This is a genomic window from Idiomarina sp. (assembly GCF_048265525.1).
Classification (GTDB): domain Bacteria; phylum Pseudomonadota; class Gammaproteobacteria; order Enterobacterales; family Alteromonadaceae; genus Idiomarina.
This window is the reverse complement of record NZ_JBLXBI010000008.1, coordinates 15,641-31,927: the sequence shown is the minus strand read 5'-3', so window position 1 is coordinate 31,927 and position 16,287 is coordinate 15,641. Positions and strand designations below refer to the sequence as shown.

Below are 16,287 nucleotides of genomic sequence, written 5' to 3'. Positions count from 1 at the left end.
TATGAAGTTTGACGATGACATTCACAATTATTACGAGCGCTTAGTTGCAGACCGGATAGAAGAACTGGAACTGGAGAAGCAACACAGCCAGGAGTTTCTTGCTGATCTCAGTTGTCTGGTGCTCAATCAGTTGCCGCCTCGGTATATTCGTCACGAAGTTGATATGGCTTTCTTTTTACCACCGTCAAAGCGGCTGGATATGGAAATGCAGGTACACAAGGCAATAGCGGAAGCGCTGGAGTTCTTAAAAGGAAGAAAACGCCCTGACGGCGATTAATAAAGATTGGGTGGCGACTCTACCAGCCACACCTCGGCACACACATCCCTGACTACGGCTGCTCCCTTCCGGGCCTGACCGGGTTCACCAGTTAGCGTTGCGAGGGGACCCGCAGAGTCACCATAAACGCTTTGTTCAAAGCGGGCTGCATTATGAACCAGTTACCTGCCTGAAACAACCCACAGTTTATCTTTTGCTTACTTTTTCTGCAGCTTTGCAGCAATTGCCTGACGAGCTTCATCTGAGCTTAACGCTTTTGCAAAAAACGTCGCTTCACGACTGATGCGATCAGCTACTGACTCCGTTGGCTGCTTTAATAAATGCTTGGAAATTCGTAATGACTTGCTGGATTGCTTACGCAGTTTATCCAGAGTTTCGTCAACCACAACAGGCAAACGCTCAAGCGAAACCACATGGTTAACAAACCCGGCCTGCTGAGCCGACTGCGCGTCAAAACTTTCGCCAAGCAATAACAGTTCTGCCGCTTTTTGGTAACCACAAATTTGCGGCAACAACAAACTGGAAGCCGCTTCAGGCAACAACCCAAGCTGAACAAATGGCAATGCAAATACCGCGTCGTCACTACTGTAAACAATATCGCAATGCAGTAAGAGTGTCGTGCCTATACCTATTGCTAATCCATTTACTGCAGCAACTATAGGCACCTCAGCACGCGCCAACGTATGTAAAAACTGAAACGGGGGTGCCGATTCGTCTAAGTTTTCAATTGATAAGAAGTCATTTAAATCGTTACCGGCAGAAAAACTGTCGCCACTGGACTCAAAAAGCACAGCATGAATCGAGCTATCGTTGTCTGCCGCTTTCAACGCGTCATTACATGTTGTGTACATGTCCTGAGTGAAGGCATTCTTCTTTGCCGGTCGGTTCAGACGTATGCGAACAACACCGTTATCTTGCGAAACTTGTACGAGCTCTTCAGTATTCAAAATCTGTCTCCCGTCAATTATTACTGACCGCGATTTTTCCAGGCTTTTTTAGTCGCTTCATGCATTGGCACAATCAGTTCCAACGCGCTCTTATCACCGGCCGGTAGCTCCATTTGATTAGGACGTTTGGGCGTGACTCGCTGGCCCCATTTAATCAATCCGGCACCGCACGTGAGTCCACCGCCAAACACAGCTGACATAATGCTGTCGCCAGGCTTGATAATACCGTTGTCAGCTGCTTCAGCAAAGGCAATAGGCAATGTCGCTGAGGACGTATTCCCGTAATTCTGAATATTAATAACGGTTTTCTCGCTCGGGACTTTGCACATTTTACCTAAGAAATCGATTAACCGTTTATTCGCCTGATGCGGAATAAGGGCATCGATATCGTCGGTGGTCATGCCGGTTTCCTGAAAAACTTTTTCAACAGCAGCGCTCATTCCCTTCACTGCCCGTTTAAATATTTCCTGACCAACAAAATCAAATTGCATGATGCCGTCAAAATTAAAGCGATCAAAGCTTGAGCCAAAATTCAGACTCAACACGTCGCGGGCATCGGCATCACAACTAATATGGCTGGCTAGCAGACCAACCTCTTCATCTGAGGCTTCAAGTACCATAGCCCCCGCACCATCACCGAATAGCACCGCACTTTCGCGTTTAGTCCAATCCAGAATACGGGTTAAACGCTCAGCACCTATCAGCAAAACTTTTTTATGTGCGCCGGTTTTTATGCCTTGAGTTGCAACATGCATAGCGTATAAAAAGCTGCTGCAAGCTGCATTTAGGTCAAACGCTGCCGCATTTTTTGAGCCAATATTTTGCTGTACTTTAGAAGCGACATTAGGAATAAGTTCATCTGCAGTACAAGTACCGACAATGATGAGATCCAATTCGTTAGGATCTAAATCGGCAGCTGCCAAGGCATTGCGTGCAGCAACCGTCGCCAACTCGGATGTACCGACATGGCTTACTCGACGTTCGGAAATCCCCGTTCGCGAAACAATCCATTCGTCGGAAGTTTCCAGAAAAGTGGCAAGATCATCATTGGTCATTACAGCCGGTGGCAGACATTTTCCCCAACCGGTAATTTCAGCAAATTTAGTCACGGCAAAACCTTTTACTTCTGTCGGCTAGTATCGTCATAATGGTAAGGTATTTTATGACAATACGGTTTCACCGTATGATAGCACGAATCGACGTCAGGTGAATGACCGCCAGAAAAAAGGATAACTCCAATGTTCCGAACAATATTAGCAGCAGGTTTTTTACTTATTATCAGCGCCTGCCAGAGCCAGCCTGATCCATTAATTATCAGCTCTGACACTGTTACTGATAAACTTAGCGCCAAGGTTAATCAGCTAAAAGTCAAAGACCAGCGTTCATACTCTTATCTGTACCGTCATAAAAAAGATAAAGATAAGGCCCAGTTTGCCCCCGCTCAAAGGCCTTTAACAGACATTATCGAAGAGGCTTTACAGCCTGTTACAGGTGCTTCAGACAACAACGGGCTTACCTGGCATGTCACCATTGAAAAAGCATTGATTGATGCAACGCTTCATACAGTGAAATACGAACTGGAGCACAGTGTAACTATCCGTGTAGAGGCAACCCGGGGAAACCGCCGGTACAGTAACTTTTATTCGGGAACCTATAACTCGAGCGGCGGTCTTAAGCCTGCTCAGGCAACTATGGAACGTCAGTTTAATCAATTGTTGAACTCAGTACTCACAGAAATTGCCAATGACCCTAAGCTGCGCATACGTGAACAAGAGGATTTTTAGCAATGACATTCCTTAAATACTTTATTGGCATTACCGCAGCCTTTTTTATCAGCGTCGGGCACGCTGAGATTCAGCCGGACAACCCATTCCCCCGGGTTAAATTAGTCACCTCTATGGGTGACATTACAGTTGAACTTAACCGCGACGCCGCCCCGTTAACCGTTAAAAACTTTTTCCGCTACGTGAAAAAAGCACAATACAACGACACCATATTTCATCGCTTAGTGCCGGACTTTGTCATTCAGGGTGGAGGTTACGACGAAGACTTTCAGGACAAACCTTCTTACGAGAAAGTTGTAAATGAATCGGGTAACGGCTTAAAGAACGAATATGGCACCGTTGCCATGGCTCGTGAGCGCGGCCCACATTCTGCTACCCGCCAGTTTTTCTTTAATTTAAATGACAATAGCTCATTAGACCCCGACGATGGTGACTGGGGATATACTGTGTTCGGTCGCATTGTGGATGGCTTAGATGTGCTGGAGGCCATGGCGGAACTTGAATCTCAGGCTTACAGCGATGATATTGGCTGGGCCGATGTACCTGTCGACCCGCCTATTTTAAAACGCATAGAGGTTGTTCCTCAAAACTAATGGCTTTGACCAAACCGACTTTCTGGCAAGACCTTAAAGTCTATAAACAGCCACGTGTTTTAGTTATTTTTGTTCTGGGTCTTGCCAGTGGTTTTCCGTGGGTGATGATTGGCTCAGCGCTGTCTGCCTGGTTGCAGGAAGTAGGCCTTACCCGATCAACTATTGGTTATTTTGGTGCTGTTTCAGCGGCTTACTCAATAAACTTCTTATGGGCTCCTCTAATAGACAATTTCAAGCTTCCGCTGCTTACTCGCTGGCTGGGTCAACGAAGAAGCTGGATCTTTCTCTGCCAGATGCTCATTGCCGGTGGCTGTTTTGCATTGGCCAGTCTGGATATCACCAGCAACCTTCATCTGGCCGGGATAATCGCGCTGGGCATTGCAATAAGTTCTGCAACTCAGGATATTGCTATTGATGCCTACCGGATTGAGTCTTTTGCTGAAACCGAAGGCCGTCTGCAAAGCGCCGGCGCAGCAATGACAACTGCAGGATGGTGGACAGGTTACAGCGGTTTAGGCGCCCTGCCGTTCTTTTTTGTCGATGGTATAAACTGGCAATGGCAACACGCGTATTTCGGTTTGGGCTGCATCATGTTAGTACTTGCAGCCGTCGTACTCTTTGTACGCCGTACCACTTATCATCAGGATCCAACCATAAAGACAAAGCTGACCCACTTTTGGCCAGCAATGAAAGAAAGAGTCAATCTTGTTGTTATTCAGCCCATTGGGGAATTTTTTTCCCGCAACGGCGTTAAGCTGGCGTTTTCAATTCTGGCCTTTATCTTTTTGTTTAAAATTGGTGAAGCTTTTCTGGGCCGGATGTCCATTGTTTTCTATAAAGAAGTTGGTTTTACTAATGCCGAAATCGGCACCTATTCAAAATTAGTTACCTGGTGGGTAACGATTGTTTTTGCACTGCTAGGCAGTGCCGTCAATTTACGACTGGGCATAATTAAAGGCCTGCTCATAGGCGGCATAGCCATGGCTACCTCTAATCTGATGTTCTCGTGGATTGCTCTGGTAGGCCCGGATACAAACCTTTTTCTAAGCGCGGTTTTAATTGACGGCTTTACCAGTGCCTGGTCAACCGTCGCCTTCGTTGCCTTTATCAGTTTACTTTGTAACCGAACCTTTACCGCAACCCAGTATGCGCTAATGGCATCGTTGGGGTCTTTAGGGAAAACCTTATTGTCGTCCTCAAGCGGAACAATTGTCGATTATATGGATGGCAACTGGGCACTGTTCTTTGTGGTAACCGCTTTAATGGTTATTCCCAGTCTTATCTTCCTCTGGTTTATTCGTAAACCCATAGCCGAGCTGGAGCGAAAACGTGACGAAGGCTAACCTGAACTGGGTAGTACTTGGCCCCGGGGCAATCGGTGGACTTATTGCCAGCGCTCTGCTGGAACACGGCCAGTCTGTGTCAGTACTACCGCGTGAGAGCGGGCCGCGAGAAATAAACTGGCAAGTCACTCATAAGCAGTTTAAGGCTGACTACAGTGCTCAGGTTATTACGCAACCTCTGGCCGGAAATACTGTGTTCGTTATTGCGGTTAAGGCCTTTGACGTGATTCAAGCTCTGCTACGCATAACGACATTGCACGGATTTAATAAAACCATGCCCATAGTAATAAGCCACAACGGCATGGTTGAACTTCCGGAACTGTTAAAAGAACTTAATTTACACCCACTGGTGACAACCCACGGTGCAGTGAAAAGTCAGAGTGAAAATGGCAACTTTTGTATAGAGCACCGAGGTGCAGGTCGTAGCTGGCTTGAAGTCGGCCCTCAAGGCCGGAATCAGCCGACAGACTTTGCCCCTGGCTTGGTCCTGCAACAGGCATTCCCTCCACTTACTCTGGAACAAGATCTAAGTGAGAGGCGCTGGTTAAAGTTCGTTATTAATTGCATTATTAATCCGCTGACCGCAGTTCATGAGTGCGCAAATGGCGAATTACTGAAGGAAAACTGGCAGACACAAGTATACAGCCTTGTGGCAGAAGCCGTTGCTGTAGCAAAAAGTCACAACGTGTCGCTGACAACTGAGGAATGCTATAAGGAGGTGCTTTTAGTAGCAAAGGAAACAGCCTTAAACCACTCTTCAATGCTGCAGGATATTCAACAACAACGGCGTACCGAGATACAGCAGTTAACCGGTTATTTAATTAACGCTGGTAAGACGGCGGGTGTTGCCACGCCAACTCACCAGCAACTATTCAATGAATTCCAACAACGTTACAACGGTTAGTCTTGGTCTTCAATAAAGTCGACCACTTCCAGGCCAAAGCCCGACAGTGCAGAGTAACGTTTTGGCGAGCTCATTAAGTGCATTTTATGAATGTTCAAGTCTGCCAGAATCTGTGAGCCTAAACCGACATTCCGGGACGCATTTGACGCCGACGTTGTTGGCTTATGTTCACCTTTGTCCTGAGCTTCAAACTCACACACCTGAGCAATGATGCTTTCTGGCGTCTGCTGACGACCAATAATAACCAGCACACCATCGTGTTCAGCAATATAGGACATAGCTTTCTGAATTGGCCAGCTGCGTTTTGCTGCACGCTCGGTTAGAAAGGTATCGTGGAAAGTATCCTGCAAGTGAACTCGTACGTTAGTCACTTTATCTTGCGAGAGGTCACCATGAACAAGAGCATAATGTACCTGCTCATCAATAGTGTCCTGATAAGTGATTAACCGGAACTTGCCAAATGCCGTAGGCAAATTACATTCAGCTACCCGTTCTATGGTTTTTTCTTGTATCGAGCGATACTCAATTAAATCGGCAATGGTGCCGACTTTAATACCATGCTCTTCAGAAAAAGCTTCAAGATCGGCCCGGCGCGCCATGGTGCCATCTTCATTCAGCACTTCCACGATAACCGCCGCAGGTTCAAAACCAGCTAAACGCGCAAGGTCACAACCCGCTTCGGTGTGTCCCGCACGGTTCAACACCCCGCCCGACTTCGCTTTTAACGGGAAAATATGTCCAGGCATAACCAAATCTTCCGGCTTGGCGTCTTTTTTCACAGCATCCAACACCGTTTTCGCTCTGTCCGCCGCGGAAATACCTGTGGTTACACCCTCAGCAGCCTCAATCGAGACAGTAAAGCTTGTTGCGTATGGTGCGTTGTTCTTATCCACCATCAGCGGCAAATTAAGTTGCTCGCAGCGTTCTTCAGTCAGCGTTAAGCAAATTAGTCCACGACCGTAACGCGCCATAAAGTTGATGGTTTCCGGCGTCACGCACTCGGCTGCAATAATAATATCGCCTTCGTTTTCGCGGTCTTCGTCATCCATAAGGATAACCATTTTACCCTGACGAATGTCTTCGATAATTTCTTCTGTGCTATGCAGTGACATAACGCTTTACCCTTTAATCTTGTGTATGAGGTACTGCTACCAAGCGTTGATCAGGGCCTATCTGCCGACGATCAATAATTTTAAACCTTGGTGCTGAAGCTAAATTCAACGGCTCGTTCATGTCGATAACCGAACGTCCATGATGGCCCAATAACTGACCCGAACTGTAAATCATCAATCTGTCGCATAATCGCTGCTGAATAAGAGCGCCCGCCAAATTCGCCCCACACTCAGTCCATAGCTGGTTAATTTCGCGGTTAGCCAATTCAACCATAAGCGCCGGCAGACTCACTTTGCCGTTAGGGTCTGCGGCTATAATTAATTCATGACAATGTGGATGGCGACTAGGCTTACCGGGAGTTGTTCGCACTAACCAAACCGGCGCCGGAGAGTCAAAAACTCTGGCCTCATCATTCACCCGGTGCTGACTGTCAATAATAATACGTACCGGCTGTTTTAATGGCTCAGGCAACGGCCGTGATTTTGGCCACTGATCAACACGCACTGTCAATTTAGGGTTGTCAGCCAAAATCGTTGCGGCACCACTCAGTATGGCATCGGCCTGTGCCCGGAAAAACTGTACATCACTGCGAGCGTCAGGGGACGTTATCCATTGACTGCGGCCATCTGACAATGCTGTTTTTGCGTCCAGTGAGGTTGCCATTTTTAGGGTTACCCACGGGCGTTGTCGCGTCATGCGGGAAATAAACCCCGGATTCAGACTCTCGGCAGCCGATTGCAGTACACCTACGTCCACAGAAATACAGGCCTCTTGTAAACGCTGAATACCATTGCCACTAACCCGGGGGTTTGGATCCTGCATTGCAACCACAACACGTTTTATTCCGGCCTCAATTAACGCATCGCAACAAGGAGGTGTGCGGCCTATATGACTGCATGGCTCCAACGTGACGTAAGCCGTTGCGCCCCTGGCTTTTTGCCCGGCCGCGCGCAAAGCATGTACTTCAGCATGAGGTTCGCCAGCCTGATGATGCCAGCCTTCGCCCACAACCTTATTATCAAAAGTAATGACACAACCCACCGCAGGGTTTGGCCGGGTTGTCATCAGCCCGCGCCGCGCCAGCATTAACGCACGGTGCATCATTTGATGGTCAAAATACTGCGAGTTTAACTCAGTCATTAAGGCGCGCTATTTCTTCACCAAATTCGCGAATGTCCTCAAACGAGCGATAAACGGAAGCGAAACGCACATACGCCACTTTATCTATCTGCTTGAGGTTTTCCATGACCAGACTGCCGACGAAATTACTGCTTATTTCACGCTCACCGGTCGCCCGGATACTGGATTTTATTTTGTTAATGGCCTGCTCCATCAACTCGAGACTCACAGGCCGCTTTTCCAGCGCTCTCAGCAGTCCATTTCGGAGTTTATCTTCGTTAAATGGTTCGCGGGAACCATCGGTTTTGATAACCCGGGGCATGACCAGCTCAGCTGTCTCAAACGTTGTAAAGCGCTCCTTGCAATGATTACATTCACGTCGGCGACGAACTGAGGCTCCATCCGCAACCAGTCGCGAATCAATAACCTTAGTATCCTGTGTGCCGCAAAATGGACAATGCATTGCCTGACTCCTTTATGTGCGCTCTACAACTACTCGCAATTAACCGTAAACCGGAAACTTAGCGCATAACGCTTTTACTTGCTCGCGAACTTCATTAATTTTGCTTTCGTCAGCAATGTCATCCAGCACATCGCAAATCCAGTTGGCGACCTGCTCAGCTTCCGCTTCTTTAAAGCCGCGGCGAGTAATTGCCGGCGTGCCTAAACGCAAACCTGAAGTGACAAAAGGTGAACGCGGGTCATTAGGAACCGCATTTTTGTTAACAGTAATAAACGCGTTACCCAAAGCCGCATCAGCGTCTTTACCAGTAATATCTTTGTCGATAAGATCGACCAGGAACAAATGGTTCTGAGTGCCGTTCGACACAATTTTGTAACCCCGCGCCTGCATGGTTTTTACCATGGCATTGGCATTCACTAACACCTGTTTTTGGTAATCTTTAAATTCTGGCTGCAATGCCTCCTGAAAAGCCACCGCTTTACCAGCGATAACGTGACAAAGTGGCCCACCCTGGTTACCCGGGAATACCGCGCTGTTTAATTTCTTGTGTAACTTTTCGTCGTCACTGCCAGAAATAATCAAACCGCCGCGAGGACCCGCCAGAGTTTTGTGCGTAGTGGTAGTGACAACATGAGCATAAGGTACCGGGTTAGGATAGACGCCAGCTGCAACCAGACCCGCTACGTGCGCCATATCAACCATTAAATAAGCATCAACTTTATCGGCAATTTCGCGGAATTTAGCCCAGTCAACAATGCCTGAATAAGCAGAGAAGCCTGCGACGATAACTTTCGGTTTATGTTCCTGCGCCAACTTTTCAACTTCAGCGTAGTCAATTTCACCGGTGGATTCATCCAGACCGTATGAAACCGCATTGTATAGTTTGCCGGAAAAGTTCACACCAGAGCCGTGTGTTAAGTGACCGCCGTGAGCCAGGCTCATACCAAGGAAGGTATCGCCTGCTTCCATCATAGCCATAAAGGCAGCGGTATTAGCTTGAGAGCCGGAATGCGGTTGTACGTTTGCGTACTTGGCGCCGAACAATTCTTTTGCGCGCTCAATAGCTAAGTCCTCGACTTTATCGACAAACTCACAGCCGCCGTAGTAACGCTTGTGCGGATAGCCTTCTGCGTACTTGTTAGTCAGTTGTGACCCCTGAGCCTGCATTACCCGCGGACTGGTGTAGTTTTCCGATGCAATCAGCTCAATGTGTTGTTCCTGACGTTCAACTTCATCCTGCATCGCCTGCCATAAGTCCGCGTCAAAGTCGGCAATGTTCATCTCAGATTTCAGCATTACAGCTCTCCAAATCATTAAATGGTCTTAATTTGCCCGCTATTTTACCTTAAAACACAAATGAGTGCCTAGTTCAGCACAACAAAGTTTGGGGATGTCCGTAAATCACAGTAAACTATGCAGTAACTTTTTTGTTGATAAGAAGGATTTTACGTCGCTATGGCGCAATATATCTATTCAATGTCGCGGGTGAGCAAAGTTGTTCCACCCAAGAAAACTATCTTAAAAGACATTTCTCTGTCGTTTTATCCCGGCGCCAAAATTGGTGTTTTAGGCGTTAACGGTGCTGGTAAGTCAACCTTACTGCGAATTATGGCGGGTATTGATAATGAATACGAAGGCGAAGCTCGTCCTTTAGCAGGCATCCAAATTGGTTACCTGCCTCAGGAACCTCAGTTGGATGAAGATAAAACGGTGAAAGAAACCGTTGAAGAGGCTGTGGCCGATGTAAAAGAGGCCTTCGCTAAGCTTGACGAAATTTATGCCGCTTATGCCGACGAAAATGCAGACTTTGACGCCTTAGCAAAAGAGCAAGGTGAGCTTGAAGCTTTGTTGCAGGCAAAAGACGGGCACAATATCGACAACATTCTTGAGCGCGCTGCTGATGCACTTCGTTTGCCGGAGTGGGATGCAAAAATCGGTAACTTGTCAGGTGGAGAAAGACGCCGTGTGGCCATTTGCCGCCTGTTGCTATCGAAGCCCGACATGCTACTTCTTGATGAGCCCACCAACCACTTGGATGCGGAATCGGTGGCCTGGCTTGAACGCTTCCTGCATGACTACAATGGTACTGTGGTTGCTATTACCCACGACCGTTATTTCCTTGATAACGTTGCGGGCTGGATCCTTGAACTGGACCGTGGTTACGGCATTCCGTGGGAAGGCAACTACTCCTCCTGGCTGGAACAAAAAGAGAAACGTCTGGAGCAGGAAGAGCGCTCTGAAAAAGCACGCCAGCGCACCATTAAGCAAGAACTTGAGTGGGTACGTACTAACCCGAAAGGCCGTCAGGCGAAAAGCAAAGCACGTCTTAACCGCTTTGAAGAACTACAAAGTGGCGATTACCAAAAACGTAACGAAACCAACGAACTGTTTATTCCACCGGGCCCTCGCTTAGGCGATAAAGTTATTGAGGTTAACAGCATAAGCAAGGCTTACGGCAAGCGCCAGCTGATTGATAACTTAAGCTTTAGCGTTCCCAAAGGCGCTATCGTTGGTATTATCGGTCCAAACGGCGCGGGTAAATCCACTTTATTCCGCATGATTAGCGGACAAGAGCAACCTGACAGCGGTTCAGTTGAATTGGGCGAAACCGTGCAATTAGCCAGCGTTGATCAGTTCCGTGACAACATGGATGACAGCAAAACCGTCTTTGAAGAAATTACTGACGGCAACGACATTCTGAAAATTGGTAACTTTGAAGTTAACGGCCGGGCTTATGTTGGACGCTTTAACTTCCGTGGTACCGACCAGCAAAAACGCATTGGTGAACTATCAGGTGGCGAGCGTAACCGTGTGCATTTAGCCAAACTGCTAAAAGCCGGTGGCAACACCTTGTTACTCGATGAGCCGACCAACGACTTAGACGTGGAAACCCTGCGGGCACTGGAAGAAGCCATTCTGGAATTCCCGGGCTCAGTGATGGTTATTTCGCACGACCGTTGGTTCCTTGACCGTATTGCTACTCACATTCTGGACTACCGCGATGAAGGCGAAGTAGTATTCTACGAGGGTAACTACAGCGATTACGAAGCTTATATGAAAGAAAAATTCGGTGAACAGGCCATGGAGCCGCACCGCATTAAATACAAACCTATTGGTTAATAGGCTGAATAGCAAAGGGGAGCTTTATCGCTCCCCTTTTTTATTTCCGAATTACATGACATCCAGCGCTTGCTGAAGGTTTTTCACCCCAATAACTTCCATACCCTTGGGTGAGGTTTTGGGCGTATTACCAATAGGTACAATAGCTTTTTTGAAACCATGCTTAGCCGCTTCGTTTAAACGCTCCAGACCATTAGGTACCGGGCGTATTTCACCGGCCAACCCTACTTCTCCAAACACGATTAACTCACGTGCTAACGGTTCGCCTTTAAAGCTGGAGACAATAGCAAGCAACAACGCTAAATCTGCCGACGTTTCGGATACCTTAACCCCGCCAACAACGTTCACAAAAACGTCCTGATCCGACACTTGTAAACCGCCATGCCGATGCAGAACCGCCAACAACAGCGCAAGCCGTGTAGCTTCAAGCCCCACCGCAACGCGCCGAGGATTCGCAAGAGCCGAGTAATCGACCAAGGCCTGAATTTCAACCAGCAAGGGTCGGGTGCCTTCCCAAATCACCATCACCACAGAGCCATTGCCCTGATCTTCGGCGCGCTGCAGGAATATAGCCGATGGATTCGAGACCTCTTTCAGTCCGCCACCTGTCATCGCAAATACGCCGAGTTCATTTACCGCACCAAACCGGTTCTTGGTACCACGTAAGGTGCGATAACGGGAATCTGATGAGCCATCCAGAAGTACGGAGCAGTCAATGCAATGTTCCAGAACTTTCGGCCCCGCCAGATGCCCTTCTTTGGTCACGTGCCCGACCATAATAATCGCCACATTTTTTTGTTTGGCGTAACGCGTTAAAAACGCGGCTGATTCGCGCACCTGAGAGACGCTGCCCGGTGCCGATTGAATATCGGCCATATGCATCACCTGAATGGAATCAATGACCATAATGGCGGGTTTTTCTTTATCAGCCAGCTGGCAAATGCTTTCCACTGAGGTTTCAGACAGCATACGCAGTTTATTCGTCGGCAGGTTAAGCCGCTGAGCCCGCATTGCCACCTGCTGCAGAGATTCCTCACCAGTAACGTATAATGCCGACATGCGTTCTGCCAGTTTGCATAAGGCCTGAAGTAATAACGTACTTTTCCCCGCCCCCGGTGAACCGCCGATGAGTATGGCCGAACCGGGCACAACACCGCCGCCTAAAACGCGGTCAAACTCCTGAAAGCCCGAGCTAAAACGCGGCACCTCCTGTAAGTCCACTTCGTTCAGGGTCTGCACCCGGCCTTCGGTAATACCACTAAAGCCCCGCCGTTCCGATGAATTAGGGGTTGTTTTTGATGTTAAACGAATTTCAGTTAGCGTGTTCCAGGCCTTACATTCCGGACACTGCCCAAGCCAGCGCGGGAAGTCGGCGCCACAGTCATTACACACATACGCACTTTTTGCTTTTGCCATTCGTCTGCTTCTCGTTTTATGATGAGGTATTATTCAAGAATAACTATAAAAAATATTAGACTTCGATGCCGAACCATTATTTTGACCAACTTATCGATCAGTTAAAACCCGTCGTTTACGATACTGACTTTGACACCTTATTTCAGTCGTTAACTGAAAACGAAGATGGTCCCACAAAGTTCAAGCTTAAAATGGAGCTTAGACGTTTAGCTGCTCCCTGTCATCGCACTGTTGACTTGCGTAATCAGGTCGATGGCGAGTGCCGTCCTTACGAATACAATGGGCGCAGGCATCAGCTTGACGATGTTGCTATTGAAATTTTTGAGCAAGGTCTGGAAACCTATAAAGGCGTTTTCACCCAGGATACTTTTGAACAAATACTGGATGCAGACAACCATTTACGCCAGGCTCGCGAAGAAGAAAGAGCCTTCGCACAAAGTTTAGCGGACCACAATGCCGAGCCTTTAAGTGGTCAATCACCATTTTTGAACAGCGACAACGAGGCTGAATCTTACCTTCTGGAAACATTCCACTTTGGCCAGTACCCTTACCGCGCCGAAGAACGAATGAATTTTACCATCGAAGTCGGGCTTGAAGACAGTAAAGGAAAAAATTATCAGGCGATAACGGCTGATATTTCCATTACGGGGATGCGCGTGCGTGTCAACGATGAACATAATCTACAATATGGCGATTCCCTTTCGCTTTATTTTACCGGGTTGGCGAAAGAGTTCACGGTAAACCCCGAAACCCGAATTCCCTATCGCGTTGTCGGAGTTCAGGAGGTAGACGGTAAACACTACTTGAGTTTGAATCGAGACCCGGATTATCAGTCAGCCGAACTGGATAAGTTTTTTCATCGATTTATTAATGGTTATAAAAAACGCTACCGCGTTAATGTCGACAATACTTACAACACAATACTCAATAAAGGACACGAGCAATTCCTGTTACCCAGAATGCAGCAGTTACCGGTGTTCTTTTCTGAGTCAAACAAACAACTGGTAGCCGATTACGTATTAACCACCGACAACAACCGCTTTATTTTAAGTAACTGGATTAATGAACTGAATCAAATCAGTTTCGGTTCTATTTTTAATCTACGCCGCAGCCGCTGGTTACTTCAGGACTTAGCTCAAAAAGAGCATTCTCGTTTACTGGTAATGACCTTTTCCATTACCGCACGCGGAAAAATATACAACTACTCAGCCACCGCAGAAGAGCTTCAAAAAACTGGGTTATGGGACACTTATATTGCCTTTGGCAGTAAAAAAGCCTCCTGGCGAGTTTATCAAATCGATTTACGCCGGGTAGATTTGAATCAGGCATGGCAACCTCAGAGCGTACCGAAAAACATTAATGTTCCGTTTCGCATCAACCCACCTACAGCACAAGTTAAAAGAGCGATAGCACCCTTACGATATATGGGAGTGGTCAACGATATAACTGATAGTTTGCAGGGCTTTTTCGATACAGGTATCGAAAAAGAGCAGTTGGTATCATTAAAAGCTTTCGCGCATCCACCTTCCACACCTATTCGCACAAAAGAAGCACGCCTTGAGTTTATTAACTTACGCAGTGAGAAACGCTTCAGCTACCGCAGCCGCTGCCGCGTTAAAGTCGGTAAGCTGGTTCGTGACGGCATGATCATTGACCTTTCTGTCAGCGGTCTGCAAGTACAAATTGATACACCACTACCGGCAGAAAAAGGTGACAACGTCGACATTTCTCTGACCGGCTTTAAGAAACTGTATAAAAAAGCCAAGTTAGACCATTTAGCTTACACCATAGCTTCTATTGACGATGCCCGCACCACGTTACGTTTGAAAATTGAAGGTGACCACGAACAACACATGGGCTCGGAGTTCATACGCTTTTTAATTCGTGAACAGCGCGACCTGCTTAAGCTGCAAGTGGAAAACACCTCAATAAATGGGCTCGAACTTTGTCTGCGCAATTTGTACTGTGACGCTCCGGGCTCATTGCCGGTTTTCCTGTACAGAAACAAAAAACGTAAAACCTCTGTGCGCCGGGCCGGTCTCTCTAACTGGCCATCCGGATGGGCTAAGTTATTAGCTAAATTTCCCGGCAGTCAGCCAAGTGCAATTAATTTACAACCGCTGCTGCGAGGCTCTTCGTTAACAGAAGAACTTCTCCCCAGGTTAAATGAGATGGACCGTACGTCAGAACCTGTCACTTTATTGCTGTTACTACGGTTATATCGTCAAAATGGCGAGGACATTGTTCAGACCCAATGGCTGGAGGGTAATGACAACCAGGCCATTGAATCATTTATTGAGCAAAGTATACCCAATTCTATCTTTCGGGCTGTCACTGTGACTCTTTCCAGAACAGGACGCCCTGATACTCAGTTTATTCAGGCCGAACTGAATTACATTAGCCGCTATGCTGCTTACCGGGCACAGGAAATAGAAGAAGACTTATGGCAGGTATACGCCATTGCAGACACAGTTGATGTGACCGAAAGCTTACTGGAGTTTGCCTTATCGGGCTCCGATGCCATTAAGGAACAACAGGAGCGCTTAAATAACTGGCTCAATAAGTTCTGACTGTTTAAGGCAGCCTAGTATCTCGAGTAAGTTACTGGAATTGACAGAATAATCCGCAATAGCCTGTAATGCCGGTTTTGCATTAAAGGCTATACCAACAGCGGCGGCTTTAAGCATTAAGGCGTCGTTAGCGCCGTCTCCTACCGCTACAGTTCGGTCAGCCGGAATATTCCAATGCCCGGCCAGTTGCTGAAGTTGTGCAGCTTTAACTTGAGCGTCAACAATGTCACCTAATACCTTCCCGGTCAGACAGCCATCGGCTACTTCCAACTGGTTGGCGACAACCGCATCCAGATTCAGAGCCGCTTGAACCCTGTTTGCAAACCAGGTGAAACCACCGGAAACCAGTGCAGTTTTCCAGCCCGCGGCTTGCAGCGCCTGAATAAGTTCTTTAGCACCGGGGTTAAATGGAATAGGAGAAAATAAACTTTCCAAATCAGACTCTTTAATGCCTTCAAGGCAGGCCACACGCTGGGTTAAGCTCTCTGCGAAATCAATTTCACCCCTCATAGCGGCTTCCGTTATGGCCGAGACTTTAGTATAACGGTTGTTTAATCGTGCAATTTCGTCGATACACTCAATATGAATTAAGGTAGAATCCATGTCGAAAACAATTAAACCAGAACTGTGTTTCATTT

The 16,287-nt window shown here is 47.4% G+C and carries 15 protein-coding genes and 1 other RNA gene; 7 read left to right on the top strand and 9 right to left on the bottom strand.

The window, feature by feature from the left end; all coding sequences use genetic code 11:
- The first annotated feature begins 1 nt into the window (after position 1).
- A complete protein-coding gene (locus ACN0TF_RS13315) occupies positions 2 to 277 on the top strand; it encodes a late competence development ComFB family protein (protein ID WP_011235094.1) in 276 nt (91 codons plus the stop codon).
- 17 nt (positions 278 to 294) lie between these two features.
- On the opposite strand, the gene ffs is transcribed toward ACN0TF_RS13315, so the two are convergent.
- The 3 genes from ffs to ACN0TF_RS13300 form a co-directional block, all read right to left on the bottom strand.
- Positions 295 to 391: signal recognition particle sRNA small type (gene ffs / locus ACN0TF_RS13310), an RNA gene on the bottom strand.
- A gap of 83 nt (positions 392 to 474) precedes the next feature.
- The gene (locus ACN0TF_RS13305) at positions 475 to 1,224 is read right to left on the bottom strand and encodes an enoyl-CoA hydratase (protein WP_417442293.1); all 750 of its coding nucleotides are present in this window, start codon (positions 1,222 to 1,224) and stop codon (positions 475 to 477) included.
- A 20-nt stretch (positions 1,225 to 1,244) separates the two neighbouring features.
- Positions 1,245 to 2,333, bottom strand: coding sequence for a ketoacyl-ACP synthase III (locus ACN0TF_RS13300; protein ID WP_417442292.1), 1,089 nt, complete (start codon positions 2,331 to 2,333; stop codon positions 1,245 to 1,247).
- Positions 2,334 to 2,462: 129 nt separating this feature from the next.
- Between ACN0TF_RS13300 and ACN0TF_RS13295 the strand changes: the two genes are divergently transcribed.
- The 4 genes from ACN0TF_RS13295 to ACN0TF_RS13280 are packed head-to-tail and all read left to right on the top strand — an operon-like array spanning position 2,463 to position 5,848.
- The gene (locus ACN0TF_RS13295; protein WP_417442291.1) at positions 2,463 to 3,008 is read left to right on the top strand and encodes a YajG family lipoprotein; all 546 of its coding nucleotides are present in this window, start codon (positions 2,463 to 2,465) and stop codon (positions 3,006 to 3,008) included.
- 2 nt (positions 3,009 to 3,010) lie between these two features.
- Positions 3,011 to 3,601 (top strand): peptidylprolyl isomerase, encoded by a 591-nt coding sequence (locus ACN0TF_RS13290; protein ID WP_417442290.1) that lies wholly within the window; start codon positions 3,011 to 3,013, stop codon positions 3,599 to 3,601.
- Positions 3,601 to 4,944, top strand: coding sequence for an AmpG family muropeptide MFS transporter (locus ACN0TF_RS13285; protein WP_417442289.1), 1,344 nt, complete (start codon positions 3,601 to 3,603; stop codon positions 4,942 to 4,944). The genes ACN0TF_RS13290 and ACN0TF_RS13285 overlap by 1 nt, the downstream gene beginning before the upstream one ends.
- Positions 4,931 to 5,848: a ketopantoate reductase family protein gene (locus ACN0TF_RS13280; RefSeq protein ID WP_417442288.1), complete on the top strand. Its 918-nt coding sequence runs from the start codon at positions 4,931 to 4,933 to the stop codon at positions 5,846 to 5,848. Before ACN0TF_RS13285 ends, ACN0TF_RS13280 begins: the two co-directional genes overlap by 14 nt.
- On the opposite strand, the gene ribBA is transcribed toward ACN0TF_RS13280, so the two are convergent.
- The 4 genes from ribBA to glyA are packed head-to-tail and all read right to left on the bottom strand — an operon-like array spanning position 5,845 to position 9,839.
- The gene (ribBA, locus tag ACN0TF_RS13275) at positions 5,845 to 6,960 is read right to left on the bottom strand and encodes a bifunctional 3,4-dihydroxy-2-butanone-4-phosphate synthase/GTP cyclohydrolase II (RefSeq protein ID WP_417442287.1); all 1,116 of its coding nucleotides are present in this window, start codon (positions 6,958 to 6,960) and stop codon (positions 5,845 to 5,847) included. The genes ACN0TF_RS13280 and ribBA overlap by 4 nt on opposite strands.
- 13 nt (positions 6,961 to 6,973) lie before the next feature.
- The gene (ribD, locus tag ACN0TF_RS13270) at positions 6,974 to 8,101 is read right to left on the bottom strand and encodes a bifunctional diaminohydroxyphosphoribosylaminopyrimidine deaminase/5-amino-6-(5-phosphoribosylamino)uracil reductase RibD (RefSeq protein ID WP_417442286.1); all 1,128 of its coding nucleotides are present in this window, start codon (positions 8,099 to 8,101) and stop codon (positions 6,974 to 6,976) included.
- Positions 8,094 to 8,543 carry a transcriptional regulator NrdR gene (gene nrdR / locus ACN0TF_RS13265; protein ID WP_011235103.1) on the bottom strand — a complete coding sequence of 150 codons (450 nt, stop codon included), beginning with the start codon at positions 8,541 to 8,543 and terminating at the stop codon, positions 8,094 to 8,096. The genes ribD and nrdR overlap by 8 nt, the downstream gene beginning before the upstream one ends.
- A gap of 39 nt (positions 8,544 to 8,582) precedes the next feature.
- Complete coding sequence (gene glyA / locus ACN0TF_RS13260; RefSeq protein ID WP_417442285.1) at positions 8,583 to 9,839, bottom strand: serine hydroxymethyltransferase; 1,257 nt, start codon at positions 9,837 to 9,839, stop codon at positions 8,583 to 8,585.
- A gap of 159 nt (positions 9,840 to 9,998) precedes the next feature.
- Here glyA and ettA point away from each other — a divergent pair, with 159 nt between their 5' ends.
- On the top strand, positions 9,999 to 11,663 hold the full coding sequence (gene ettA, locus ACN0TF_RS13255; RefSeq protein ID WP_417442284.1) for an energy-dependent translational throttle protein EttA: 1,665 nt from the start codon (positions 9,999 to 10,001) through the stop codon (positions 11,661 to 11,663).
- A gap of 51 nt (positions 11,664 to 11,714) precedes the next feature.
- On the opposite strand, the gene radA is transcribed toward ettA, so the two are convergent.
- On the bottom strand, positions 11,715 to 13,079 hold the full coding sequence (gene radA / locus ACN0TF_RS13250) for a DNA repair protein RadA (RefSeq protein ID WP_417442283.1): 1,365 nt from the start codon (positions 13,077 to 13,079) through the stop codon (positions 11,715 to 11,717).
- 65 nt (positions 13,080 to 13,144) lie between these two features.
- Between radA and ACN0TF_RS13245 the strand changes: the two genes are divergently transcribed.
- The gene (locus ACN0TF_RS13245; protein ID WP_417442282.1) at positions 13,145 to 15,649 is read left to right on the top strand and encodes a PilZ domain-containing protein; all 2,505 of its coding nucleotides are present in this window, start codon (positions 13,145 to 13,147) and stop codon (positions 15,647 to 15,649) included.
- On the opposite strand, the gene serB is transcribed toward ACN0TF_RS13245, so the two are convergent.
- Positions 15,623 to 16,285: a phosphoserine phosphatase SerB gene (serB, locus tag ACN0TF_RS13240; RefSeq protein ID WP_417442281.1), complete on the bottom strand. Its 663-nt coding sequence runs from the start codon at positions 16,283 to 16,285 to the stop codon at positions 15,623 to 15,625. The genes ACN0TF_RS13245 and serB overlap by 27 nt on opposite strands.
- Between the last annotated feature and the right edge of the window lie 2 nt (positions 16,286 to 16,287).